Here is a 25,007-nt window from a genome sequence, read left to right on the forward strand (position 1 = left end):
GCATGGACGCGAACTCCTTCTGGGCCACGCCGGGCGGCTGGACCCTGATCACCGTCGCCCAGATCATGGCGGTCGTGCTGCCGCTGCTGGTGGCGCTGGCCTTCTTCATGCTCGCCGACCGGAAGATCTGGGCCGGCGTGCAGATGCGCAAAGGGCCCAATGTCGTCGGCCCGTTCGGCCTGCTGCAGTCCTTCGCGGACCTGATCAAGTTCGTGCTGAAGGAAATCGTCATCCCGGACGGGGCGGACAAGTTCGTCTTCCTGCTGGCGCCGGTTCTGACCTTCGTCCTGGCCCTGGTCGGCTGGGCGGTGATCCCGTTCGCGCCGGGCTGGGTGGTCTCCGACATCAATGTCGGAGTGCTGTACCTGTTCGCGATCTCGTCGCTGGGCGTCTATGGCATCATCATGGGCGGCTGGGCTTCAAACTCGAAGTATCCGTTCCTGGGCTCGCTGCGCTCGGCCGCGCAGATGGTCTCCTACGAAGTCTCCATCGGCTTCGTGATCGTGACCGTGATCCTGCTGGCCGGGACCATGAACCTGCAGACGATCGTCGAGATGCAGGCCGGCGGCTTCTGGAACTGGAACGTCTTCGGCGGCGGGTTGCACAACCTGCCCATGGCCCTGGTGATGGTCCCGATGGCGGTGATCTTCTTCATCTCATCCCTGGCCGAGACCAACCGCCCGCCGTTCGACCTGCCGGAAGCTGAATCCGAACTCGTGGCCGGTTATCAGGTCGAATATTCCTCCAGCCCGTTCCTGCTCTTCATGATCGGCGAGCTGGTGAACATCGTGCTGATGTGCGCGCTGATCTCGGTGATGTTCTTCGGCGGCTGGCAGGCCCCGATCGACCTGCCGTTCGTCCACGACTGGCCGGCGACCGTGCAGAGCTTCTACGGCCTGATGTGGTTCGTGCTGAAGGTCTGCTTCTTCTTCTTCCTGTTCGGCATCGTGAAGGCCATCGTGCCGCGCTACCGCTACGACCAGCTCATGCGGCTGGGCTGGAAGGTGTTCCTGCCGACCTCGATGGCGGCCGTGGCGATCCTGGCGGCCTGGCGCGTCTTTGGACCGGCGGGCGCATGAGGAGGCTGATGGCGATGTCCCTGGTTCTCACCCTCGGCGCTTGCGCCAGCTCGGCCGGCGGACCGTCCATCGCCGGCGGCGTGGCCAGCTACGATGCGCTGAAGAGCGCGCGCGAGGCGTGCCTGGCCAAGGGGGGCGAGCTGGTCCGCAGCGAGGAAGGCTCGGGCAAGCGCATGAACGACTACGCCTGCAAGAGAAAGTAACCGCGAGATGATGCAGCGAATTTCACAAGCGGTCAGGGGCGCGGCCCTGATGGACTTCGTCGGGGCCTTCGGCCTGGCGATGAAGTACATGGTGAGGCCGAAGGCGACCGTGCAGTACCCGCACGAGCGGGGCCCGCAGTCGCCGCGATTCCGGGGCGAGCACGCCCTGCGCCGCTATCCCAACGGCGAAGAGCGGTGCATCGCCTGCAAGCTTTGCGAGGCGATCTGCCCGGCCCAGGCCATCACCATCGAGGCCGAGCCGCGCGACGACGGCAGCCGCCGCACGACCCGCTACGACATCGACATGGTCAAGTGCATCTATTGCGGCCTGTGCCAGGAGGCCTGCCCGGTGGACGCCATCGTCGAGGGCCCGAACATCGAGTTCGCGGTCGAGACGCGCGAAGAGCTCTACTACGACAAGGAACGCCTTCTGGAGAACGGGGATCGCTGGGAGCGGCAGATCGCCAAGAACCTGGAACTGGACGCGCCGTACCGCTAACACCGCGGCGCGAATCCGAACCGACGACCACCTTCGTCCGCACCGGACTCCCGGCGCGGACCGCACGTAACTAAGGGGCTGAGAAAAGCCGTCATGGCCTTGGCGATCGCATTCTACCTGCTGGCGGCGGTGACCGTGGGCGCAGGATTCGGGGTGGTTTCATCCCGAAACCCGGTGCATTCGGTGCTGTTCCTGATCCTCAGCTTCTTCTCGGCCGCGGGCCTCTTCGTGACCATGGGCGCGGAGTTCCTCGCGATGCTGCTGGTCGTCGTCTATGTCGGCGCGGTCGCGGTGCTGTTCCTGTTCGTGGTCATGATGCTGGACGTCGACTTCGCGGCGCTTCGGCAGGGTTTCGCGCGCTACATGCCGGTCGGCGGCCTGGTGGCCGGCGTCCTGGCGGTGGAAATGATCGTGATCGCCACGGCCGCGGCCACCGGCGGGGTTCCGAAGGCCGATGGCCCGCAGCTCCATCCCGAGCTTCCGAATATCGAGACGATCGGCCACGTGCTCTACACCGACTACGTCTACTTCTTCCAAGCCGCAGGGCTGGTGCTGCTGGTGGCCATGATCGGCGCCATCGTGCTGACCCTGCGCCACAAGCCGGGCGTGCGCCGCCAGTCGATCGTCGACCAGGTGGCCCGCACGCCGAAGAGCGGCATGCGCATCGTCCAGATCAAGCCGGGGCAGGGGATCGAGCAATGATCATCGGGCTCACCCACTATCTCGCGGTGGCCGCGATCCTGTTCACCATCGGGGTGTTCGGGATCTTCGTGAACCGCAAGAACATCATCGTCATCCTGATGTCGATCGAGCTGCTTCTGCTCGCCGTGAACATCAACCTCGTGGCGTTCTCGGTCTATCTCCACAATGTCGTGGGGCAGATCTTCGCCATGTTCGTCCTGACCGTGGCCGCCGCCGAGGCGGCCGTGGGCCTGGCCATCCTAGTCACCTTCTTCCGTAACCGCGGCGACATCGCCGTGGACGACGTCTCGATGATGAAGGGCTGACGGACCAAGACATGACACCGCAGTCTCTGATCACCATCCTCGTCTTCGCCCCGCTGGTCGGAGCGATCATCGCCGGCCTGTTCGGCCGCCGCATCGGCAACGTCGCCTCGCAGAGCGTGACGACCGGCCTTCTGCTGCTGGCCGCGGCGCTGTCGTGGACCCTCTTTACCAAGTGGACCTGGGGCGGCCTGGAGCCGTTCACGATCCAACTGCTGCCGTTCATCAACATCGGCGACTTCCAGTCGAACTGGTCGATCCGTCTGGACGGCCTGTCGGCGGTCATGCTGGTGGTGGTCACCAGCGTCTCTAGCCTGGTCCACGTCTATTCGTGGGGCTACATGGCCGAGGACGACTCCAAGCCGCGGTTCTTCGCCTATCTGTCGCTGTTCACCTTCGCCATGCTGGCGCTGGTGACGGCCGCCGACTTCATGCAGCTCTTCTTCGGCTGGGAAGGCGTGGGCCTGGCGAGCTACCTGCTGATCGGCTTCTGGTTCAAGAAGCCCAGCGCCAACGCCGCCTCGATCAAGGCTTTCGTGGTCAACCGCGTCGGCGACTTCGGCTTCGCGCTCGGCATCATGACGGTCTTCTGGATGTTCGGTTCGATCCAGTTCGCCGAGGTGTTTCCGAAGGTCGCGGCCATGGCCGGCGAAGGCTGGTGGTTCGCCGGCTCCTACTGGCACGCCGTCGACCTCGCCTGCGCTCTGCTGTTCGTGGGCGCCATGGGCAAGTCTGCCCAGTTCTTCCTGCACACCTGGCTGCCCGACGCGATGGAGGGCCCGACCCCGGTCTCGGCCCTGATCCACGCCGCGACCATGGTGACCGCGGGCGTCTACATGGTCTGCCTGCTCTCGCCGATGTTCGAGTACGCGCCCTACGCCAAGCAGATCGTCACCATGATCGGCGCGGTCACGGCCCTCTTCGCTGCGACCGTGGGTCTGGCCCAGAACGACATCAAGCGGGTCATCGCCTATTCGACCTGTTCGCAGCTCGGCTACATGTTCTTCGCCGCCGGCGTGGGCGCCTATCAGGCGGCCATGTTCCACCTGTTCACCCACGCCTTCTTCAAGGCCCTGCTGTTCCTGGGCGCCGGTTCGGTGATCCATGGCATGCACCACGAGCAGGACATGCGGAAGATGGGCGCGCTGTGGAAGTACCTGCCGGTCACCTATGCGGTGATGACCATCGGCACGCTGGCCATCACCGGGTTCGGCCTGCCGAACCTGCACCTGGGCTTCGCCGGCTTCTATTCGAAGGACACCATCATCGAGAGCGCCTTCGCCGCCGGCCAGGCCTATGGCGGCGTCGCCTACTTCGCCTTCGTGGTCGGCGTCTTCGCCGCGGGCCTGACGGCGTTCTATTCGTGGCGCCTGACCTTCATGACCTTCCACGGCACGGCCAAGTGGGGCGCGGGCGCCCATCACGACGACCACGCCCACGGCAAGGATCACGCCCATGCCGATGCGCATGGCCACGACGATCACGGTCATGGTCACGACCACAAGCCGCACGAAAGCCCTGGGGTGATGCTGGTTCCGCTGCTGCTGCTGGCGTTCGGCGCCGTGGCCGCCGGCTTCGTCTTCGTCGACAACTTCGTGGGCGAAGGCTGGAAGGAGTTCTGGCGCGGAGCAATCTTCAATGGCGCGAGCAACCACGTGCTGGAGCATGCGCACCATTCGCCGACCTGGGTGAAGTGGGCGCCGCTGGTGGTCTCGGCCCTGGGCTTCGCCGGCGCCTTCTACGTCTACATCATGCGTGAAGGCCTGGGCGCGGCGATCGCCGCCCGCAAGGGACCGCTCTGGACCTTCCTCTACAACAAGTGGTTCTTCGACGAGCTCTACGAGGCGACCTTCGTTCGGGGGACCAAGTTCCTGGGCGACCTGTTCTGGAAGGGCGGCGACCAGAAGATCATCGACGGCCTAGGGCCGAACGGAGTCGCGGCCACGTCCTACGCGGTCGGCCGGGGGGCCGGGCGACTACAGAGCGGCTATGTCTATCACTATGCATTCGTCATGCTGCTCGGCGTCGCGGGACTGCTGTCCTACGCGCTCTGGGCCTGGGCGTAAGGGGAGGGGATCAGTCCCATGACCGGTATTCTCTCCCTCACGACCTTCACGCCGCTGGTCGGCGTGGCGGCCATCCTGCTGCTGCGCGCCTTCCGCACCTCGGAAGACGCCAAGGCGGTGAACGCCGTGAAGTGGATCGCCTTCGTCACGACGCTGGCCACCTTCGCGTTCTCGCTGCTGCTGGTGGCCCAGTACGACCCGGCCAATCCCGGCTTCCAGTTCCTGGAGGACCATGCCTGGTTCGCCGGCCTGCACTACCGGATGGGCGTCGACGGGATCTCGATCCTGTTCGTGCTGCTGACCGCGTTCCTGATGCCGATCTGTATCGCCGCTTCGTGGAACTCGATCGAGAAGCGCGTGCCGGAATACATGGTCGCCTTCCTGGTGCTCGAGACCCTGGTCATCGGCGTGTTCTGCGCGCTGGACCTGGTGCTGTTCTACCTGTTCTTCGAGTTCGGCCTGGTGCCGATGTTCCTGATCATCGGCATCTGGGGCGGCAAGAACCGGGTCTATGCGGCCTACAAGTTCTTCCTCTACACCCTGCTCGGCTCGGTGCTGATGCTGGCGGCGATCCTGGTGATGATCGGCGTGGCCGGCACCTCCTCGATCCCCGAACTGATGACCTACAAGTTCGACGCCAATCTGCAGACCTGGCTGTGGCTGGCCTTCTTCGCCTCGTTCGCGGTGAAGATGCCGATGTGGCCGGTGCACACCTGGCTGCCCGACGCCCACGTCGAGGCGCCGACCGCGGGTTCGGTCATCCTGGCGGGCATCCTCCTGAAGATGGGCGGCTACGGCTTCCTGCGCTTCTCGCTGCCGATGTTCCCGCAGGCGTCGGACCTGTTCACGCCGCTGGTCTTCGCGCTGAGCGTGATCGCCGTGGTCTACACCTCGCTGGTCGCCTTCCGTCAGCCCGACATGAAGAAGCTGATCGCCTATTCGTCGGTCGCGCACATGGGCTTCGTGACCATGGGCATCTTCTCGGGCAACGACGTCGGCCTGCAGGGCGCGATCTTCCAGATGCTGAGCCACGGGGTGATCTCCGGCGCGCTCTTCCTCTGCGTCGGCGTGGTCTACGACCGCATGCACACCCGCGAGATCGCCTTCTACGGCGGGCTGGTCAGCCGCATGCCCTGGTACGCGGCGACCTTCATGCTGTTCACCATGGGCAATGTCGGCCTGCCCGGCACCTCGGGCTTCATCGGTGAAATCACCACCATGACCGGCGCCTATCATGTCTCGACCTGGACGGCGGTCGTCGCAGCCTCGGGCGTGATCTTCTCGGCGGTCTATGCGCTCAGCCTCTACCGGCGCGTGGTGTTCGGCGAACTGACCAACCCGAAGCTGGCCGACATCACCGACCTCGACTGGCGCGAGGTGGCGATCTTCACGCCGCTGATCGCCATGACCCTGTACCTCGGCGTCTATCCGGCCGCCGTCTTCGATCTGACCCAAGCCTCGGTCGACAGCCTCGCTGCGGCCTATCAGGCGGCCATCGGCGGGTGAGGACCTGAAAGTCACATGACCTTTTCCCACGACCTTGCTCTTGCCGCGCCGGAACTGATCCTGGCGGTCGGCGCCCTCGGCCTCCTGGTGATCGGGGCCTTCTCGCCGCGGGCCACCACGGCCCTGATGATCGCCTCGATCGGCGCGCTGGTGATCGCCGCCTGGGCCGCCGCGGTCGGACCGATCGGCCGCGGCTTCTCCGGCGGCATGGTCGCCGACAACGCCTCGGCCTTCGCCAAGGTGGCCATTTACCTGGCCAGCGCGGTCGCGATCCTGCTCGGCCAGAAGTGGTTCGAGCGCAAGGCGATCCGCAATTTCGAGTTCCCGATCCTGGTGCTGCTGGCGGCGCTCGGCATGGGCATGATGGCTTCGTCCGGCGACCTGATCTCGCTCTATATGGGCGTGGAACTGCACTCGCTGGCGCTCTACGTGCTGGCGGCCATGCACCGTGAGGACGCCAAGGCTTCGGAAGCGGGCCTGAAGTATTTCGTGCTCGGCGCCTTGTCCTCGGGCCTGCTGCTCTACGGCGCCTCGCTGGTCTACGGCTTCGCCGGCTCGACCAAGTTCGAGGACATCGCGGTGTCGGTGCAGGCGGGCGCCGGGACAGGCGTGCTGTTCGGCCTGGTCTTCGTGATCTGCGGCCTGGCGTTCAAGGTTTCGGCCGCGCCGTTCCACATGTGGACGCCCGACGTCTACGAGGGCGCGCCGACCCCGGTCGTCGCCTTCTTCGCCGGGGCGCCGAAGCTGGCGGCCATGGTGCTGTTCGCTCGCATCCTTTCGGAAGGCTTCGAGGGGGCGGCGGCGCAATGGCGCCAGGTGCTGGTGCTGATCGCCCTGCTGTCGATCTTCGTCGGCGCCTTTGCGGGCCTGGCGCAGAAGAACCTGAAGCGCCTGTGGGCCTATTCCTCGATCGCCAATGTCGGCTACGCCATCCTGGCGCTGGCGGCAGGCACGACCGAGGGCATGCAGGCCATGCTGGTCTTCATGATCCTCTACCTGATCGACGTCACGGGCTTCTTCGCATGTCTGACGGCGCTCTCGCGCGAAGGCCGCCCGATGGAGACCATCGAGGACATGGCCGGCCTCTTCAAGGAGCGCCCGGGCCTGGCTCTGGCCATGACCGCCTTCTCGCTGTCGGCGCTCGGCCTGCCGCCGTTTTCCGGCTTTTGGGCGAAGTTCTACGTCTTCAAGGCCGCGCTGAACGTCGGCGAACCGATGATCGTGACCGCCGCCGTGCTGGGCCTGATCGGCAGCGTCGTCGCCGCCTTCTACTATCTGCGCCTGCTCAAGGTGATGTGGTTCGACGCAGCGCCCGGCCAGGTCGACAAGGCGCCGGGCGAGGCTCAGGCCGTGGCCATCGGGGCGGCGATCTTCTCGTTCCCCGTCGTGCTCGGCGCCCTGGTCTTCCTCGACCCGCTGGCCAAGGCGGCGGCGCTCGCCTTCGGACTCGCCACCTAGGTGGGAAGCCACCCGCCGGTCGAAGCCCACGAGGAACTGGACTCCACCAACGCCGAGGCGTGGCGACGCGCCGAGACGGGGGAGACCGGCCCCCTCTGGATCATGGCCCGGCGCCAGACCGCCGGCCATGGCCGGCGGGGGCGGCCCTGGACGACCTCCAGCGGCAACCTGGCTGCGACCTTGCTGATGACGACCGCCAAGCCGCCGGTGGAGGCTGCGCAGCTCTCGTTCGTGGCGGCCCTGGCCGCAGCCGAACTGGCGCAGACCTGCATCGGGCCGGGCGCGGCCCGCCTGAAATGGCCCAACGACGTCATGATCTACGGCCGCAAGGCGGTCGGCATCCTGATCGAGTCCGGGACGCGGCCCGACGGGACGATCTGGCTGGCGGTCGGCATCGGTGTCAATCTGGCCGAGGCGCCGACCAATGTGGAGCGGCCGGCGACTTCGTTCGCAGAACACATGGCCGCGCCGCCGCCGGCGCCGCTCGACGCCCTGGAGATCCTGGCGGCCCGGTTCGAACACTGGCGCGCGCAATGGGAAGCTGGCGGCTTTGCACCGATCGCCGAGGGCTGGACGCGGTTGGCGCAAGGCCTGGGAGAGCCTTGCGAAGCGCGGCTGCCCAATCAGACCTTCCGAGGAGTCGCCGAGGGACTGGAGCTCGACGGCGCCTTGCGCCTGCGGCTGGACGACGGAAGCGTGATGCGGATCACCGCGGGCGATGTCTTCTTTGGAGGCCCGGATGCTGCTGGCCATTGAGCAAGGCAACACCAACACCCTGTTCGCCGTTCACGACGGTGAGACCTGGATCGCCCAGTGGCGGGCGGCGACCGATTCCAGCCGTACGGCCGATGAATATGCGGTCTGGCTCTCGCAACTTCTGCACATGGCGGGCTTGCAGTTCGGGGTGCTCGACGCCTGCATCATCTCGAGCGTCGTGCCGCAGTCGATCTTCAACCTGCGCAACCTGGCCCGCCGCTATCTGCACGTCGAACCGCTGGTCATCGGCGAGAACGCCGACCTCGGCATCCAGGTACGGATCGACAAGCCGTCAGAGGCCGGCGCCGACCGTCTGGTCAACGCCCTGGGCGCGCACATCGTCTATTCGGGCGATCTGATCGTCATCGACTCCGGTACGGCCACCACCTTCGACGTCATCGCCGGCGATGGCGGTTTCGAGGGGGGTGTGATCGCGCCCGGCATCAACCTATCTATGGAAGCGTTGCACAGCGCGGCGGCGAAACTGCCGCGCGTGGCGATCCAGCGGCCGCGCAAGGTTGTAGGCACCGATACGGTCGGCGCCATGCAATCGGGCGTCTTCTGGGGCTATATCGCGCTCATCGAAGGGCTGATCGCCCGCATCAAGGCCGAACGCGGCACAGCCATGACCGTCGTCGCAACCGGCGGGGTCGCTTCGTTGTTCCATGGCGCAACGACCGCCATCGACCATTTCGACCCGGATCTGACGATCCGCGGTCTTCTTGAAATTCACCGCCGGAATACGGCGGCAAGGACGTAATGAAAGCAAAAGACCAGGACGAACTCGTCTTCCTGCCGCTGGGCGGGTCGAACGAGATCGGCATGAACTTCAACCTCTACGGCTATGGCCCGGCGCATGCGCGCAAGTGGATCGTGGTCGACTTGGGGGTCACCTTCGGCGACCAGACGACGCCCGGCGTCGAGATCATCCTGCCGGACCCGGAATTCATCCGCGACTACGCCAAGGACATCATCGGCATCGTGCTGACCCACGCGCACGAGGATCATATCGGCGCGGTTTCGTGGCTGTGGCCCCAGCTGCGCGCGCCGCTCTATGCGACGCCGTTCACGGCCTTCCTGCTGCGCGAGAAACTGCGCGAGAACGACGAATGCGCCGAGGCGGAGATCACCGAAATCCCGTTGAGCGGCAAGATCCAGCTTGGCCCGTTCGAGGTCGAGTTGATCACCCTGACCCATTCGATTCCCGAGCCGAACGGCCTGGCGGTCCGCACGCCGCTGGGCACCGTGCTGCACACCGGCGACTGGAAGATCGATCCCGATCCGGTGCTGGGGGCGACCACGGACGAGGCGGCGATCCAGAAGCTGGGCGATGACGGCGTCCTGGCCATGGTCTGCGATTCCACCAACGTCTTCGTGGATGGGGAGTCCGGCTCGGAAGCCGACGTGAAGGAAGCCCTGGCCGGACTGATCGGCGGGCTCTCCGGCAAGGTCGCGGTGGCTTGCTTCGCCTCCAACGTCGCGCGCATGGACAGTGTGATCCGCGCGGCCGAGGCCGCTGGGCGCGGAGTTTGCCTGGTCGGGCGCTCGATGCACCGCATGGCCGCGGCGGCCAGGTCGGTCGGGCTGCTGGAAGGCGTGCGGGAGTTCCTGTCTGAGCAACAGGCGGGCGCCTTGCCGGAGAACGAGGTGCTGTTCCTCTGCACCGGCAGCCAGGGCGAGCCGCGTGCGGCCCTGTCGCGCATCGCCGACGGATCGCACCCGCATGTGAAGCTGGGGGCGGGGGACGCCTGCGTCTTCTCCTCGCGGGTGATCCCGGGCAACGAGATCCCGATCCGCAACCTGCAGAACCGGCTCGCCGACCGCGGGGTGCGCCTCTACACCGAGCGCGATCATCCGGGCATCCACGTTTCTGGCCATCCGTGCCGCGACGAGCTGGCGCAGATGTACGCCTGGGCGCGGCCGCAGATCGCTGTACCGACCCATGGCGAGCGCCGCCACCTGCTGGAGCACGCCGCCTTCGCCAAGGATCTGCAGGTTCCGCAGACCGTCGCGCCGCGCAACGGCGACATGGTGCGCCTGGCGCCGGGCCGGGCGGAGATCATCGACGAGGTTCCCGCCGGCCGCATCTATGTCGACGCCGGGGTGCTGACGCCGGAAAACGGCGACGCCCTGCGCGAGCGGCGCCACGCAGCCTATAACGGCGTGCTGGCGGTCAGCGTCGTGCTGGACGGCCGCGGCAAGATCGCGGCGGGGCCGCAGGTGCGCGCGCTCGGCCTGCCGGCCGACGAGGACTATCCAATGGACGAAGTGCTCGAGGACCTGGCCAAGGAGGCCAGCCATGCCCTGGCCCGGCTGCAAGGCGCGGACCGCGAGTTCGACGAAGAGGTCGAGACCGTGATGTCCCGCGCGGTGAAGAAGGCCAGCCAACGCATCTGGGGCAAGCGGCCGGTTGTGGAGACGACGGTGCTGCGGATCTGATGATCCACAACGGCTGAGCGATTTGGGGGAAAGCTTGGGTTGGGCCGCCTCTGCGCAAGCGCTGCTGGAGGGCGTCCGCTATGCGACGTTCGACCATTGGGGCCTGCTGGCGCTGCTGACCGCAGGCGCCTGGTTGGCGAGAGCCACAGACGACGCGCATTTGCGTCGATGGCTGCTGGTCCTGCCCGGGTTCTGGGCTTTGAGCCTGCTGTCGACGGCGTCGATCCAAGTCGTGCCCGAGGAGCACCACCGCCTGAGCATGTTCATACTACTGGCTGTGCCGCTCCTCGGGCTTGCGGCTCACGTGGTTTTGCTGATCCCGGACGGAGGGCGAAGACTGCCCCGCCTGCTCTGGGGCGCGCTCAACCTGACATTTGCCTGTCGGGCGGCGCTCTATCTCGGCTCCTTTGTCTGACGCCTTCCCTGGCGTGATCTCGCGCCCGCTCGCGAGCAGGTCTATACGAGGCGTATGATCGGAAGACTGAACCACATCGGGGTCGCCACCCCCTCCATCGCCGAGTCCGTGAAGCTTTATCGCGACGTGCTGGGCGCGACCAACATCACCGAGACCAGGGCGATGCCGGAACAGGGCGTCTATGTCTGTTTCGTCGACCTGCCCAACAGCCAGATCGAGCTGATCGAGCCGCTGGGCGAGGATTCGCCCCTGGTCGGCTTTCTCGCCAAGAACCCAGCCGGCGGCCAGCACCACGTCTGTTTCGAGGTCGCCGACATCATCGCCGCGCGCGACGAGATGCGGGCCAAGGGCGCGACGGTGCTGGGGACGGGCGAGCCGCGGATCGGCGCCCACGGCACGCCGGTGATCTTCGTCCATCCGAAGAACATGGGCGGGGTGCTGGTCGAACTGATGGAAAGCCCGAAGGCCGCGCATTAGACCGCCCGCGCGACCATCAGCGGCGTTGATATGGCCCGGCTCTTGGGGGTAGGGAGCGTCGGGCGCGCCAAGTCGGCGCCTGGATGCAGTCCTGACGAGGAATCCTGCTGATGAGCGTCTTCACCGGTATCGCCATCTATCTGACCCTCTGGTGGACCGTGCTGTTCTCCGTCCTGCCGCTGGGCGTGGTGAGCCACGCCGAAGCCGGGATCGACAAGGGCGATGGCGGCGATCCGGGCGCGCCGGTCGACCCCAAGCTCAAGAAGAAGTTCGTGACCACCACGATCATCACCACGATCCTGTGGGTGATCCTGTTCCTGGTGCTGCACTTCAAGCTGATCCAGTTGCCGCAGGTTCCGGCGAGCTGGCGATAGCCGCCGGAGGCGCGACGGACGGCCTTCTTTTCGCTCGGCTTTCATTGCAAAGCCGGCGAACCGGGCTATCACGGTCGCACATCAGCGGGACGCTTTTCCAAGGCATGCCTCTTCGCTTCCTCTCCTTCGCGGCCGGAGCCGTCCGAGCTTGAGCGCACAATCGGCCAATGGCGGCCTGAACGGCCGCGCTCCGCCTTTCGGACAATGGGAACGGTCGGTCGCCGCCCGCTACCTGCGCGCCAAGCGCAGCCAGGGCGGGGTGGCGCTGATCTCGGTCATCTCCTTCATCGGCATCATGCTGGCGGTCGCGGTGCTGATCATCGTGATGAGCGTGATGAACGGCTTTCGCGCCGAACTGCTCGGCCGCATCCTCGGCTTCAGCGGCCACCTCTATGTGACCGGCGGCGTGCTGACCGATCCGAACCGCGACGCCGTGGTCAAGCGGCTCTCCGACCTGCCCGGCGTGATCCAGGTGACGCCGGTCGTGGAGGCTCAGGCCATGGCGCTGGGCGCCGGCCAGATCAGCGGGGCGATCGTGCGGGGCGTCACCCCGGCCGACCTGAAGGCGACCCGGATCGTTTCCGGCAACATCACCCGCGGGACCATGGCCGGCTTCGGCGAGGGGGAATATGGCGGCGACATGATCCTGGTCGGCGACCGTCTGGCCCAGACCCTGGGCCTGGGGCCCGGCGACGAGCTCAGCCTGGTCTCGCCGACCGGGGGAGCGACAGCGTTCGGGGCCACGCCCCTGCGCAAGACCTACACCATCGCCGGCACATTCACGGTCGGCATGAGTGAATACGACCAAGCCTTTATCTACATGCCCCTCGCCCAGGCCCAACTGTTTTTCGGCCGTGAAAGCGGCGTCGACTACCTGGAAATGAAGATCGCCGATCCGGACAAGGCCAGCGCCATGAAGGGCGAGGTCGCGCGCGCGGCCGGCGCCTCGGCCCTGGTCACCGACTGGACCGAAAAGAACGCCGCCTATTGGGGCGCGCTGAAGGTCGAGCGCAACGTGATGCGGTTGATCCTGATGATGCTGGTGGCCATCGCGGCCATGAACATCATTTCGGGCCTGGTCATGCTGGTGAAGAACAAGGGCCGCGACATCGCCATCCTGCGCACCATGGGGGCGGGGCAGGGCTCGATCCTGCGCATCTTCTTCATGGCCGGGGCTTCGGTGGGCGTGCTGGGCACCTTGGCGGGCCTGGCGATCGGCTCGCTGTTCTGCATCTATATCGGCGAGATTCAGCAGTTCGTCGAATGGGTCACCGGGGCGCAGGTGTTCAATTCCGACGTCTATTTCCTGACCCGCATCCCAGCCAAGATCGACTGGCGCGAGGTGGGGATCATCACCTTCTGGGCGCTGGCCATGTCGTTCCTGGCCACCCTGCCGCCGGCCTGGCGCGCCTCGCGCCTCGATCCGGTGGAGGCGCTTCGCTATGAGTGATCCGGTCCTCTCGATCCGGGGACTGCGCCGGACCTATCGAAGCGGCGACAAGACCCTGACCGTGCTGAACGGTGTCGATCTGGACGTGCGCCCGGGCGAGATCGTCGGGCTGATCGGGCCTTCCGGCTCGGGCAAGTCCTCATTGCTGCATGCGGCGGGCCTGCTGGAGCACCCGGACGCCGGCCAGATCATCGTCGAAGGGCGAGACTGCTCGAACCTCAGCGACCGGCAACGCACCCGGGTCCGTCTGGCGACCGTCGGCTTCGTCTACCAGGCGCACCATCTGCTGGCCGAGTTCACTGCTCTGGACAATGTGGCCCTGCCGCAGATGATCGCCGGGCGCTCGCGCAAGGCGGCCCGGGCCCGCGCGAGCGAACTCCTGTCCAGCCTGGGCCTCGCCGAACGGGTCGACCATCAGCCGGCCCAGATGTCGGGCGGCGAGCAGCAGCGGGTGGCCATCGCCCGCGCCCTGGCCAATGCGCCGAGGCTGCTGCTGGCCGACGAGCCGACCGGCAATCTCGATCCGCACACCTCCAGCGCCGTGTTCGAAAGCCTCTATGCCCTGGCGCGTCAGGAGGGCGTGGCGGCCCTGGTCGCCACCCATAATCTGGACCTCGCCCGTCACATGGACCGCGTCGTGGCCTTGAAGGACGGACATCTGGAAGAGCAGCGGCTCTAGCTCTCGTCGAAGGTGGTTGAGCCGTCCTCGTGGATGGTCGAGCCGGGATTGTAGGCGATCTCCCAGGTGTGGCCGTCCAGGTCGGCGAAATAGCCGGAATAGCCGCCCCAGAAGACGTCCTCCGGCGCCTTGAGCGATGTCGCGCCCGCCGCCAGCGCCTGGGCGAAGGTGGCGTCGACCGCCTCGCGCGACCGCTCGTTCACCGCCAGGGTGACGCCCGAGAACCGCCCGTCGACCGGGCGCCTGGCGTCGTCCGCCAGATCGGCGCGCCCGAAGAGAGCCAGGCCCAGGCCGGGCAACTGATAGAAGCAGACGCCGTCCTGCGCGGAACTTGGGTTCCAGCCCAAGCCCTCCTCGAAGAACGCGCGCGACCGGGCGAGATCGTCGACGCCCAGGGTGATCAGCGAGATTCTCTGGTCCATTGGAGGCTCCTTGCCGGGCCACCTTAAACCAGCTTGACGGTGAGAACAAAACGGGAAATAAGAACAAGAACGGAACATTCACAGCAAGGACGCCGCAGATGGTTCGCTTGGCTCGGGAATCGCTGGCCTTTGTGTCGGTCGCAGGTTTTGTCTGGATGATGTGCGCGGTGGCTCAGTTGGCCGCCTGACATGCGGAGGTGAGCGGGTGAACGAGGCGGGGAGCGAAGGGTTCGTCCACCTGCGGGTCCGCTCGGCCTATTCGTTGCTGGAAGGCGCGATCAAGGCCGAGAAGATCAGCGGCCTGGCCAAGGCCGCCGAGATGCCGGCCGTGGCCCTGGCCGATCGGGCCAATCTCTACGGCGCGCTGGAGTTCTCGGTCACCGCCAAGGATGCGGGCGTTCAACCCATCGTCGGTTGCGCCTTGCCGGTGACGGGGATCGGCGGCGGCCGGAGCGAACGCTGGGCCAAGACCCCCACCATCGTACTGTTGGCTCAGAGCGAGACGGGATACCTGAATCTCAGCGAGCTCTCCTCGCTCTGCTATCTGGAGTCCGACGGCTCGGAGGACGTGTCGGTCCACTGGGACAAGGTGGCCGAACGCGCCGAGGGCCTGATCCTGCTGTCGGGCGGCGGCGACGGGCCGGTCGATCCGCTGTTCGCGGCCGGCAAGACCGCCGAGGCCGAGGCGGCGCTGGCCGAGATGGCGCGGGCGTTCGGCGACCGTTTCTATATCGAGCTGCAACGGCATGGCCTGCCCGCCGAGGCGGCGGCGGAGGGCGGTCTGGTCGCCTACGCCTATGCGCACGACATTCCGCTGGTCGCCACCAACGACGTCTATTTCGCAAAGCCTTCGATGTACGAGGCGCACGAGGCGCTGCTCTGCATCGCCGACGGCGCCTTCATCAGCCAGGACGAGCGCCGGCGGGTGACGGCCGAACACTGGTTCAAGCCGGCCGCCGAGATGCGGACCCTGTTCGCCGACCTGCCTGAGGCCTGCGACAACACCCTGGATATCGCTCGGCGCTGCGCCTTCATGGTCAAGAAGCGCGATCCGATCCTGCCACGCTTCGACACCGGGGCGGGGCGCTCCGAAGCCGACGAACTGGCGCATCAGGCGCGCGAGGGCCTGAAGATGCGCATCGCCAGCGGCCAGGCCGGCGCCGTGCCGATCGAGGAGTACGAGGCGCGGTTGGATCGGGAGATCGGGATCATCGTCCAGATGGGGTTCCCGGGCTACTTCCTGATCGTTTCGGACTTCATCAAGTGGGCCAAGGCCCACGACATCCCGGTCGGGCCAGGCCGGGGATCGGGCGCGGGCTCGCTGGTGGCCTATGCGCTGACCATCACCGACCTCGACCCGTTGCGCTATGGGCTGCTGTTCGAGCGCTTCCTGAACCCGGAGCGGGTGTCGATGCCCGACTTCGACATCGACTTCTGCCAGGAGCGCCGCGAAGAGGTCATCAGCTACGTCCAGCAGCATTATGGCCGCGACCGGGTCGCCCAGATCATCACCTTCGGCACCCTGCAGGCGCGCGCTGTGCTGCGCGACGTCGGCCGGGTGTTGCAGCTGCCCTTGGGCCTGGTCGATCGCCTGGCCAAGATGGTGCCGGCCAACCCGGCCAATCCGGTGACCCTGGCCAAGGCCATCGAGATCGAGCCGCGCCTGCAACAGGCCAAGCAGGACGACGAGGCGGTCAAGCAGTTGCTGGAGACGGCGCTGCAGCTCGAAGGCCTCTATCGCAACGCCTCGACCCACGCCGCTGGCGTGGTGATCGGCGACCGACCGCTGACCGAACTGACCCCGCTTTATCGCGATCCGCGCTCGGAGTTGCCGGCGACCCAGTTCAACATGAAGTGGGTGGAGAGCGCGGGCCTGGTGAAGTTCGACTTCCTGGGCCTGAAGACCCTCACCGTCATCGACCGGGCGCTGAAGTTCCTGCGCAAGCGCGGCCAGGAGATCGACTTCTCGACCCTGGGGGTCGATGACGTCCCAGCTTACGAGCTCTTGTCCAGCGGCGGCACCGTCGGGGTGTTCCAGTTCGAAGGGCAGGGGATGCGCGACACCCTGCGCCAACTTCGCCCCAACTGTATCGAGGACGTGACCGCTATCGGCGCCCTCTACCGCCCGGGCCCGATGGACAACATCCCGGCCTTCATCGACTGCAAGTTCGGCCGGCGCGAGATCGACTATCTGCACCCGAGCCTGGAGCCGGTGCTGAAGGAGACCTACGGCATCATCGTCTACCAGGAGCAGGTGATGCAGATCGCCCAGATCCTGGCCGGTTACAGCCTCGGCGACGCCGACCTGCTGCGTCGGGCGATGGGCAAGAAGAAGAAGGAGGAGATGGAGCAGCAGCGCGCGCGCTTCGTCTCCGGCGCCGAGGCCAAAGGGGTGCCCGGTCAGCAGGCCGGCGCAATCTTCGATCTGGTGGACAAGTTCGCGGGCTATGGCTTCAACAAGAGCCATGCGGCCGCCTACGCCTATGTCTCCTATCAGACCGCCTGGCTGAAGGCGAACGCGCCGGTCGAGTTCTTCGCCGCCTCGATGAGCCTCGATATCTCCAATACCGACAAGCTTGCGGTCTTCTACCAGGACGCCAAGCGTTTCGGGGTGAAGGTGCGCAGCCCGGACGTGAACCTCTGCGCCGCCGACTTCGAGGTCGAGAACGGCGAGGTGCTTTACGCCTTGGGCGGCATCCGCAATGTCGGCCTGCAGGCGATGGAGCATGTGGTCGAGGTCCGCAAGGAAGGCGGGCCGTTCCGCGACATCTTCGATTTCGTCGAGCGCGTCGATCCCAAGCAGGTCAACAAGCGGGCGTTCGAGACCCTGGCCAGGGCCGGCGCGTTCGACAGCCTGGGCATGGACCGCGCCCAACTGGCGGCCGCGGCCGACGTGCTGGTCGGCTACGGCCAGGCCGTCGCCGCCGATCGGGCCTCTTCGCAGGGGTCGCTGTTCGGGGGCGACCAGGCCGAGGCCCAGCGGCCGCGCCTGCCCAAGGCCGAACCCTGGACGCCGGTCCAGCGGCTGGACGAGGAACTGGCGGCGGTCGGCTTCTATCTCTCCGGCCACCCGCTGGACGACATGGTCGCAGCCCTGCGCCGCCGGCGCACCGACCTGTTGGCCGACGTGATCCCCAAGGCCGAGGCCGGGGCCGAAGCTTTCCGCATGGCCGGGGTGGTGCGGCGCAAGCAGGAGCGCGCCTCGCAGTCGAGCGGGGAGAAGTTCGCTTTCGTCACCCTGTCTGACCCGACCGGCGAGTACGAGGTGCTGTTCCCGCCGGAGTCGCTGCGCAAGTGCCGCGACCTGCTGGAACCTGGCAAGGCGGTGGCGATCAAGGTCAGGGCCAAGGCCCGCGACGGCGAGGTGAGGTTCTTCGGCGACGACGCCGAGCCTGTGGACAAGGCTGTGGAAAACGCCGTGGCGGGTTTGCGGGTGCATGTCGCCCCGCGCAGCGCCGAGATCGAAGCCTTGAAGCGGCGGCTGGAGAACGTCGGCAATCCCCGCGGCGGCGAGATCATCTTGGTCGCCAATATCGATCGCGGACGCGAAGTGGAGATGAAGCTGCCCGGCCGCTTCACCTTGGATGCTTCGGTGCGCGGGGCGCTGAAGACAGCGCCCGGCGTGGTGTTCGTCGAGGATATCTGAGGCCGGCGGAGAGGCCCTCAGCCGTCGCCGGGCAGATTCAGGGCTTGTAGAAGTCTACGTAGCCCGGAGGCTTGGCCGGATCGGAATAGACGCTCGTTCCCTGATAGGGGCGGTAGGGCTTGAAGGGGGCTGGGTCCGCCGTCCGCGGCGGCTCGGGCGCCTTTGGCCGTGGCGCAGGTTGTTGTGGCGGCGGGCTATAGAAGGGGCGGGGCGCAGGCGTCGGTCCGAAGGTTCCCGTCGATGGACGCAGCGTTCCGCCAGAGGGATGCAGCGTGCCGCCAGCCAAGACAGCCAACCCGATCGCTATGATGGGTGTCATGATCCCCTCCGCGTGATCTCAAGCCTATTGCATATGCCGCCGAGAGCTCCGCCATACCCTGCGGGATCGTCATCCGACCGTGCCAGCTTGCCGAGGATCGATGAAGATAGAACTTATCCGATGATGGATGGCCGGGACGCCGAGGCTCCGGCCGTTGGCGCAGGGGCGCGGCGGGGCTTGCTTTTGGGCGCGTAAGTCCCTATTTGGCGCGACATTCCACACGCAGGTGTTTGGCGATGTGCGGGGAGACATCCCGCCATATCCATTCCGGTCCCCAGGCTTGGGGGTTTGCCTGCGGCGGTTAACCGGAAAAAGGACGAAAAGCCGATGGCGCTTCCTGAATTCTCCATGCGTCAGCTCCTGGAAGCTGGCGCCCACTTCGGCCACCAGACCCACCGCTGGAACCCGAAGATGGACCGCTACATCTTCGGTTCGCGGTCGAACATCCACATCATCGACCTGTCGCAGTCCATCCCGCTGCTGCACCAGGCCCTGGTGAAGGTGCGCGAAGTCGCAGCTTCCGGCGGCCGCGTGCTGTTCGTCGGCACCAAGCGCCAGGCCGCCGAGCCGGTCGCCATCGCCGCCAAGCGCAGCGCCCAATACTATGTGAACCACCGTTGGCTGGGCGGCACGCTCACTAACTGGCGCACCGTTTCGGGCTCGATCGCCCGCCTGCGCGAGCTGGAAGGCCTGCTGGAAGGCGAGGGCCAGGGCCGCGGCAAGAAGGAACTGCTGCAGATGACGCGCGAGCGCGACAAGCTCGAGCTGTCGCTGGGCGGCATCAAGGACATGGGCGGCATTCCGGACCTGATGTTCGTGATCGACACCAACAAGGAAGCGATCGCGATCCAGGAAGCCCGCAAGCTGAACATCCCGGTGATCGCGATCCTCGACACCAACTGCGATCCGGACGGCATCACCTATCCGATCCCGGGCAACGATGACGCCGCGCGCGCCATCCAGCTCTATTGCGACCTGATGGCCGACGCCGTCCTCGACGGCCTGGCCGCGGGCCAATCGGCCGCCGGCGTCGACCTGGGCGCCTCGGTCGCGCCGATCGAGCCGACCCTCGCCCGAGAGCTTTCGCCGGAGCCGCAAGCGGCGCCGGTCGCCGAGGCTCCGGCCGAGGAACAACCGCAAGCCTGAGGACGCGTTCCTCGGCTTGACGTCAAACGATCATGACCGGGCCCTATCCAGGGTCCGGTCAAACCCATTGCGACTGATAAGGAGCTGACCATGGCGGAAATCACCGCTGCGCTGGTCAAGGATCTGCGCGAAAAGTCCGGCGCCGGCATGATGGACTGCAAGAAGGCCTTGCAGGAAAACAACGGCGACATGGAAGCGGCCATCGATTGGCTGCGCACCAAGGGCCTCTCGAAGGCCGCCAAGAAGTCCGACCGCGCCGCGGCCGAAGGCCTGGTGGCCGGCAAGCTCAGCGACGACGGCAAGACCGGCGTGCTGGTGGAGTTCAACGCCGAGACCGACTTCGTCTCGAAGAACGAGATGTTCCAGAACGCGGCTCGCGAGTTCGCGACCGTCGGCCTGACCGTCGAAGGCGTGGACGCGATCACCGCGGCCAAGACCGCCTCGGGCGAAGTCGTCAGCGACGTGATCACCAACCTGATCGCGACCATCGGCGAGAACATGCGCCTGCGCCGCTCGGCCCGCCTTTCGGTGAACGAAGGCGCGGTGGCCCTCTACCTGCACAATGCGCAGGGTGACGGCGTCGGCCGACTGGGCGTGCTGGTGGCTCTGGAAGGCGCCGGCGACCAGGCGGTGCTGAAGGACGTGGGCCGCAAGATCGCGCTGCACGTCGCCGGCACCCCGACCCCGCCGCTGGCCCTGACCGAGGGCGACCTCGACCAGGCCGTCGTCGAGAAGGAAAAGAAGTTCCTGACCGACCAGGCGCTGGAATCGGGCAAGCCTCTGGCCGTCGTCGAGAAGATGATCGAAGGCCGGATCCGCAAGTGGCAGGAAGAAGTGGTTCTGCTGAAGCAGCCCTTCGTCATGAACCCGGATCAGACCATCGAGCAGCTCATCGCCGACACCGCCAAGGAAACCGGCTCGCCGGTGGCGGTGAAGGGCTTCGTACGCTTCGCCCTGGGCGAAGGCGTCGAAAAGAAGCAGGATGACTTCGCAGCCGAAGTGGCTTCGATGACCGGCCAGGCCTGATCGACCTGGATTGAGCCTTAAAGGGGCGCCGCACGTTCGACGCGTGCGGCGCCCTTGGTTTATGTAGTACCAGCCAGATTCTCGACGGAAGCCGCGATGCCCGACGCCCAGCCCAGCTACAAGAAGATCCTCTTGAAGATGTCGGGCGAGGTCCTGATGGGCGACTCGCTGTTCGGCATCGACACCAAGACGATCGAGGCGGTCGCCGAAGACATCAAGGAAGTGGTCGATCACGGCATAGAGTTGTGCCTGGTGATCGGCGGCGGCAACATCTTCCGCGGGGTCTCCCTGGCCGGAAAGGGCATGGACCGCGCCAACGCCGACTATATGGGCATGCTGGCGACGGTGATGAACGCCCTGGCCCTGCAAGGGGCGCTGGAGAAGATCGGCGTCTATACCCGCGTGCAGTCGGCGATTCCGATGGACGCGGTGTGCGAGCCCTATATCCGCCGCCGCGCGCTGCGGCACCTCGAGAAGGGGCGGGTGGTCATCTTCGCCGCGGGCCTCGGCGCGCCGTTCTTCACCACCGACACTCCGGCCGCGCTGCGGACCGCGGAGATGGGTTGCGACGCGCTCTTCAAGGGCACTAGCGTCGACGGCGTCTACACCGCCGATCCCAAGAAGGACCCGAGCGCCCAGCGCTACGATACGCTCAGCTACCAGGAGGTCCTGGCCAAGGACCTGCGGGTGATGGACGCCTCGGCCATCGCGCTCATGCGTGACAACAAGATTCCGATCGTGGTCTTCTCGATCCGCGAACGGGGCAACTTCCTCAAGGTTCTGAAGGGGCAGGGCGTCTTCACGACGATCGCCTGACGCCTCACGGACAGTACAAGAGAAATCCAGGAGAAGATCCTATGGCTGCTGGGGAAAAGCCGGTTCTGTCGAAGTACCGGGACCGCATGGACAAGGCGTTCGCCGCCCTGAAGGAAGAGTTCGCCAGCCTGCGGACGGGCCGCGCCTCCGCCAGTCTGCTCGACCAGGTGATGGTCGAGGCCTACGGGTCGACCGTACCGATCAACCAAGTCGGCGCCGTCAGCGTGCCCGAGCCGCGCTCGATCAGCGTCAACATCTGGGACCGCGGCCTGGTGGTCTCGGTCGAGAAGGCGATCCGCAATTCGGGCCTGGGGCTGAACCCGGTCGTGGATGGCCAGAGCCTGCGTATCCCGATCCCGCCGCTGACCGAGGAACGCCGCAAGGAGATCGCCAAGCTCGCCGGCAAGTACGCCGAGCAGCAGAAGGTGGCCATCCGCAACGTCCGCCGCGACGCTAACGACGACCTGAAGAAGGCCGAGAAGGACAGCGTCATCACCCAGGACGAGCTGCACCGCATGGAAGGCGAGATACAGAAGTTCACCGACGAGACGATCAAGCGGGTCGACGAAGCCTTGAAAACCAAGGAACAAGAGATCATGCAGATTTAGTCTGCGGATCTCGGGTGAGGACGCATAGGAACCCAATGGCCCCGGTCGACCAAAAGCAGCCTGCGCCGGACGCGCCACTGCACGTGGCGATCGTGATGGACGGCAATGGCCGCTGGGCCAAGCGCCGAGGCCTGCCGCGCCAGGTGGGCCATCCCAAGGGCGTGGATGCGATCCGCCGCGTGGTCGAGGCTGCGCCAGACCAAGGCGTGCGCTGGCTCACGCTCTATGCGTTCTCCACCGAGAACTGGCGCCGCCCGGCCGGCGAGGTCGCCGAGGTCATGCGGCTGCTGAAGCTCTATGTGAACTCCGACCTCGACAAGCTGGCGCGCGAGGGCGTGCGGGTGCGTATTCTCGGCCGCCGGGACGGACTGCCGCCCGATATCGCCGAGATCGTCGAGCGGGCCGAGCGTCAGACTGCTCATAACGACCGCTTCTTCCTGCAGGTGGCCTTCAACTATGGCGGCCGCGCCGATCTCGTCGATGCGGCCCGCGCCCTGGCCAAGGAGGCGGCCGAGGGCCGCCTCGACCCCGAGACCATCGACGAGGACGCGGTCTCGCGCCGTCTGTCGACCGGCGGGACGCCGGACCCGGACCTGGTGATTCGCACCAGCGGCGAACAGCGGCTCTCCAATTTCCTGCTGTGGGAAACGGCCTATTCGGAGTTCGTCTTCCAGGACGTGCTGTGGCCCGACTACAACGCCGCGTACCTGCATGCGGCCATCGAAGAATTCCAGAAGCGCGAGCGGCGCTACGGCGGCGCCGTGGCCGATGACGTCCTTGCCGCCGGCTAGACGCTTCGACTGGTCCAATCTGGGCGTCAGAGTGGCCTCCGCCGTCGTCCTCGTGCCGGCGGTGCTGGGCGCGGTGTGGTTCGCCGACCTGCCGGGCCTGCGCTGGATGTTCCTGGTGCTGGTGGCCGTCGCCGTCGCCCTGCTGGCGATCGAATGGGGGGCGATGACCGCGCCCTACGCCCCGGTCCGCGTCTCCACGGCCCTGACTGTCGCGGTGCTGGCTGGAGCGTTCCTGGCCTTCCAGCATCACATGGTCCTGGCCTGGGCGGCCGTGGCGCTTGGCGCGGCGGCGGCGGCCCTGGTGGCGCGGGGCGTGGCCGAGCGGCCGGCCAATGCGGCGTTCGGAGTCATCTATCTGGCTATTCCGGTCGTCTGCCTGGTCTGGCTGCGGGGCATGCCCGAGGGGCGTCAGTGGACGGTGCTGCTGTTCGTCGTCGCCTGGGCGGCCGACATCGCGGCCTTCGCCGTGGGCAGCGCGCTGAAGGGTCCCAAGCTCTGGCCGCGGTTCTCGCCCAACAAGACCTGGTCGGGCTTCTTCGGCGGACTGGCTGCGGCGGCGGGAGCGGGGGCGGCGATGGCTGCGTTCAGCGCCATCGTCCTCAGCGTACAGGCCGGCGCGCTGATCGGGCTGATCGCAGGCCTTGCGACCATGGCCGGCGACCTCTGGGAATCGATGCTGAAGCGCCGCTTTGGCGTAAAGGATTCAGGCGACCTGATCCCCGGGCATGGCGGGTTGCTGGACCGGGTCGACGGGCTGATGTTCGCCGTCGTCGTGTTGGCGCTCGCCCGGCTGATCAATCATTGGGGATGGGCCCATTGACCCTGCCACGCCGCGTCAGCGTTCTGGGATCGACCGGCTCGGTCGGGGTCTCCACCCTCGACCTGCTGGACAAGGCCAAGGCCGAGGTCGAGGTCTCGGCGCTCACGGCCGGCAGGAATGTCGAGCGACTTGCGGAACAGGCGCTGCGCTGGCGTCCGAAACTGGCGGTCATCGAGGATGAAACCAAGCTCGGCGAACTGCGCGACCGGCTTCGGGGATCGGGCGTAGCGACCGCCGCCGGCGCCGGCGCGGTGGCCGAGGCGGCTGCGGCCGAGGCCCAGTGGGTGATGTCGGCCATCGTCGGCTTCGCCGGCCTGGCGCCGACCATGGCCGCCGCCAAGGCCGGCGCCATCGTGGCCCTGGCCAACAAGGAAAGCCTGGTCTGCGCGGGCCCTTCGCTGCTTCGGACGGCGAAGTTCGCCGGCGGGGCCGTGATCCCGGTCGATTCCGAACATTCGGCGATCTTCCAGGTGCTGGACCCGATGAACGCCCAGCATGTGGCGCGGTTGATCCTGACCGCTTCCGGCGGGCCGTTCCGCACCTGGACGCAGGAACAGATGGCCCAGGCGACGCCCGAACAGGCGGTCGCGCACCCCAAGTGGGACATGGGCGTGAAGATCTCGATCGATTCGGCGACCATGATGAACAAGGGCCTGGAGATGATCGAGGCCGCCTATCTGTTCGCCATGCCGGCCGAGCGGGTCGACGTGCTGGTTCATCCGCAGTCGATCATTCACAGCCTGGTCGAGTACGCCGATGGCTCGACCCTGGCCCAGCTCGGCCCGCCGGACATGCGCACACCGATCGCCTGCGCCTTCGCCTGGCCCGACCGCCTGCCATGGCCGGCGCCGAAGCTCGATCTGGCCGCCGCCGGGCAATTGACCTTCGAAGAACCGGACCTGCGCCGTTTTCCCGCCTTGAAGATCGCCAAAGAAGCATTGGCGGCCGGTGGGGCCGCGCCTGCGGTGATGAACGCCGCCAACGAGGTCGCCGTGGCCGCCTTCCTTG

General features: G+C 66.6%; 26 protein-coding genes. 25 read left to right on the forward strand and 1 reads right to left on the reverse strand.

What is annotated here, in order from left to right; genetic code table 11:
- Window positions 1-2 precede the first annotated feature (2 nt).
- From nuoH to ACE3TL_RS07735, 16 genes are all read left to right on the forward strand, one after another.
- Window positions 3-1,079, forward strand: a complete 1,077-nt coding sequence (gene nuoH / locus ACE3TL_RS07660) for an NADH-quinone oxidoreductase subunit NuoH (RefSeq protein WP_374578126.1) — start codon at window positions 3-5, stop codon at window positions 1,077-1,079.
- A gap of 14 nt (window positions 1,080-1,093) precedes the next feature.
- The gene (locus ACE3TL_RS07665) at window positions 1,094-1,282 is read left to right on the forward strand and encodes a hypothetical protein (RefSeq protein ID WP_374578127.1); all 189 of its coding nucleotides are present in this window, start codon (window positions 1,094-1,096) and stop codon (window positions 1,280-1,282) included.
- 7 nt (window positions 1,283-1,289) lie between these two features.
- Complete coding sequence (gene nuoI / locus ACE3TL_RS07670) at window positions 1,290-1,781, forward strand: NADH-quinone oxidoreductase subunit NuoI (RefSeq protein ID WP_374532744.1); 492 nt, start codon at window positions 1,290-1,292, stop codon at window positions 1,779-1,781.
- A 93-nt stretch (window positions 1,782-1,874) separates the two neighbouring features.
- Window positions 1,875-2,483, forward strand: a complete 609-nt coding sequence (locus ACE3TL_RS07675) for an NADH-quinone oxidoreductase subunit J (protein WP_374578128.1) — start codon at window positions 1,875-1,877, stop codon at window positions 2,481-2,483.
- Window positions 2,483-2,788, forward strand: a complete 306-nt coding sequence (gene nuoK / locus ACE3TL_RS07680; RefSeq protein ID WP_374578149.1) for an NADH-quinone oxidoreductase subunit NuoK — start codon at window positions 2,483-2,485, stop codon at window positions 2,786-2,788. The genes ACE3TL_RS07675 and nuoK overlap by 1 nt, the downstream gene beginning before the upstream one ends.
- A gap of 11 nt (window positions 2,789-2,799) precedes the next feature.
- The gene (nuoL, locus tag ACE3TL_RS07685; RefSeq protein ID WP_374578129.1) at window positions 2,800-4,851 is read left to right on the forward strand and encodes an NADH-quinone oxidoreductase subunit L; all 2,052 of its coding nucleotides are present in this window, start codon (window positions 2,800-2,802) and stop codon (window positions 4,849-4,851) included.
- An 18-nt stretch (window positions 4,852-4,869) separates the two neighbouring features.
- Entirely contained in the window at window positions 4,870-6,357 is a 1,488-nt protein-coding gene (locus ACE3TL_RS07690) for an NADH-quinone oxidoreductase subunit M (protein WP_374578130.1), read from the forward strand.
- A gap of 15 nt (window positions 6,358-6,372) precedes the next feature.
- A complete protein-coding gene (gene nuoN / locus ACE3TL_RS07695) occupies window positions 6,373-7,815 on the forward strand; it encodes an NADH-quinone oxidoreductase subunit NuoN (protein ID WP_374578131.1) in 1,443 nt (480 codons plus the stop codon).
- Window positions 7,816-8,571, forward strand: coding sequence for a biotin--[acetyl-CoA-carboxylase] ligase (locus ACE3TL_RS07700; protein WP_374578132.1), 756 nt, complete (start codon window positions 7,816-7,818; stop codon window positions 8,569-8,571).
- Window positions 8,555-9,331: a type III pantothenate kinase gene (locus ACE3TL_RS07705; RefSeq protein WP_374578133.1), complete on the forward strand. Its 777-nt coding sequence runs from the start codon at window positions 8,555-8,557 to the stop codon at window positions 9,329-9,331. The genes ACE3TL_RS07700 and ACE3TL_RS07705 overlap by 17 nt, the downstream gene beginning before the upstream one ends.
- Window positions 9,331-11,010 carry a ribonuclease J gene (locus ACE3TL_RS07710; protein WP_374578134.1) on the forward strand — a complete coding sequence of 560 codons (1,680 nt, stop codon included), beginning with the start codon at window positions 9,331-9,333 and terminating at the stop codon, window positions 11,008-11,010. Before ACE3TL_RS07705 ends, ACE3TL_RS07710 begins: the two co-directional genes overlap by 1 nt.
- A gap of 34 nt (window positions 11,011-11,044) precedes the next feature.
- Window positions 11,045-11,425 carry a hypothetical protein gene (locus ACE3TL_RS07715; protein WP_374578135.1) on the forward strand — a complete coding sequence of 127 codons (381 nt, stop codon included), beginning with the start codon at window positions 11,045-11,047 and terminating at the stop codon, window positions 11,423-11,425.
- Between the two features lie 54 nt (window positions 11,426-11,479).
- Window positions 11,480-11,902, forward strand: coding sequence for a methylmalonyl-CoA epimerase (gene mce, locus ACE3TL_RS07720; protein WP_374578136.1), 423 nt, complete (start codon window positions 11,480-11,482; stop codon window positions 11,900-11,902).
- Between the two features lie 110 nt (window positions 11,903-12,012).
- Window positions 12,013-12,276, forward strand: coding sequence for a DUF1467 family protein (locus tag ACE3TL_RS07725; protein WP_374578137.1), 264 nt, complete (start codon window positions 12,013-12,015; stop codon window positions 12,274-12,276).
- Between the two features lie 148 nt (window positions 12,277-12,424).
- Window positions 12,425-13,726 carry a lipoprotein-releasing ABC transporter permease subunit gene (locus tag ACE3TL_RS07730; RefSeq protein ID WP_374578138.1) on the forward strand — a complete coding sequence of 434 codons (1,302 nt, stop codon included), beginning with the start codon at window positions 12,425-12,427 and terminating at the stop codon, window positions 13,724-13,726.
- A complete protein-coding gene (locus tag ACE3TL_RS07735) occupies window positions 13,719-14,405 on the forward strand; it encodes an ABC transporter ATP-binding protein (protein WP_374578139.1) in 687 nt (228 codons plus the stop codon). Before ACE3TL_RS07730 ends, ACE3TL_RS07735 begins: the two co-directional genes overlap by 8 nt.
- On the opposite strand, the gene ACE3TL_RS07740 is transcribed toward ACE3TL_RS07735, so the two are convergent.
- Complete coding sequence (locus ACE3TL_RS07740) at window positions 14,402-14,827, reverse strand: VOC family protein (RefSeq protein WP_374578140.1); 426 nt, start codon at window positions 14,825-14,827, stop codon at window positions 14,402-14,404. The two genes, ACE3TL_RS07735 and ACE3TL_RS07740, sit on opposite strands and share 4 nt — an antisense overlap.
- 98 nt (window positions 14,828-14,925) lie before the next feature.
- Here ACE3TL_RS07740 and sidA point away from each other — a divergent pair, with 98 nt between their 5' ends.
- The 9 genes from sidA to dxr all read left to right on the forward strand — a co-directional run.
- The gene (gene sidA / locus ACE3TL_RS07745; RefSeq protein ID WP_082531887.1) at window positions 14,926-15,015 is read left to right on the forward strand and encodes a cell division inhibitor SidA; all 90 of its coding nucleotides are present in this window, start codon (window positions 14,926-14,928) and stop codon (window positions 15,013-15,015) included.
- Between the two features lie 17 nt (window positions 15,016-15,032).
- The gene (gene dnaE / locus ACE3TL_RS07750; protein WP_374578141.1) at window positions 15,033-18,473 is read left to right on the forward strand and encodes a DNA polymerase III subunit alpha; all 3,441 of its coding nucleotides are present in this window, start codon (window positions 15,033-15,035) and stop codon (window positions 18,471-18,473) included.
- Window positions 18,474-19,119: 646 nt separating this feature from the next.
- Window positions 19,120-19,938, forward strand: coding sequence for a 30S ribosomal protein S2 (gene rpsB, locus ACE3TL_RS07755; protein ID WP_374578142.1), 819 nt, complete (start codon window positions 19,120-19,122; stop codon window positions 19,936-19,938).
- Window positions 19,939-20,028: 90 nt separating this feature from the next.
- Window positions 20,029-20,964, forward strand: coding sequence for a translation elongation factor Ts (tsf, locus tag ACE3TL_RS07760; protein ID WP_374578143.1), 936 nt, complete (start codon window positions 20,029-20,031; stop codon window positions 20,962-20,964).
- Window positions 20,965-21,060: 96 nt separating this feature from the next.
- The gene (gene pyrH / locus ACE3TL_RS07765; protein WP_374578144.1) at window positions 21,061-21,780 is read left to right on the forward strand and encodes a UMP kinase; all 720 of its coding nucleotides are present in this window, start codon (window positions 21,061-21,063) and stop codon (window positions 21,778-21,780) included.
- Window positions 21,781-21,821: 41 nt separating this feature from the next.
- Window positions 21,822-22,388: a ribosome recycling factor gene (frr, locus tag ACE3TL_RS07770; protein ID WP_374578145.1), complete on the forward strand. Its 567-nt coding sequence runs from the start codon at window positions 21,822-21,824 to the stop codon at window positions 22,386-22,388.
- 35 nt (window positions 22,389-22,423) lie between these two features.
- Window positions 22,424-23,179 (forward strand): isoprenyl transferase, encoded by a 756-nt coding sequence (locus ACE3TL_RS07775; RefSeq protein ID WP_374578146.1) that lies wholly within the window; start codon window positions 22,424-22,426, stop codon window positions 23,177-23,179.
- Entirely contained in the window at window positions 23,157-23,999 is an 843-nt protein-coding gene (locus ACE3TL_RS07780; protein ID WP_374578147.1) for a phosphatidate cytidylyltransferase, read from the forward strand. Before ACE3TL_RS07775 ends, ACE3TL_RS07780 begins: the two co-directional genes overlap by 23 nt.
- Window positions 23,987-25,007 (forward strand): 1-deoxy-D-xylulose-5-phosphate reductoisomerase (gene dxr / locus ACE3TL_RS07785; RefSeq protein ID WP_374578148.1); only part of this gene is annotated, 1,021 nt, incomplete at its 3' end. The genes ACE3TL_RS07780 and dxr, both read left to right, overlap by 13 nt.

Source organism: Phenylobacterium sp., from assembly GCF_041920015.1.
In the GTDB taxonomy this organism is placed as follows: Bacteria; Pseudomonadota; Alphaproteobacteria; order Caulobacterales; family Caulobacteraceae; genus Phenylobacterium.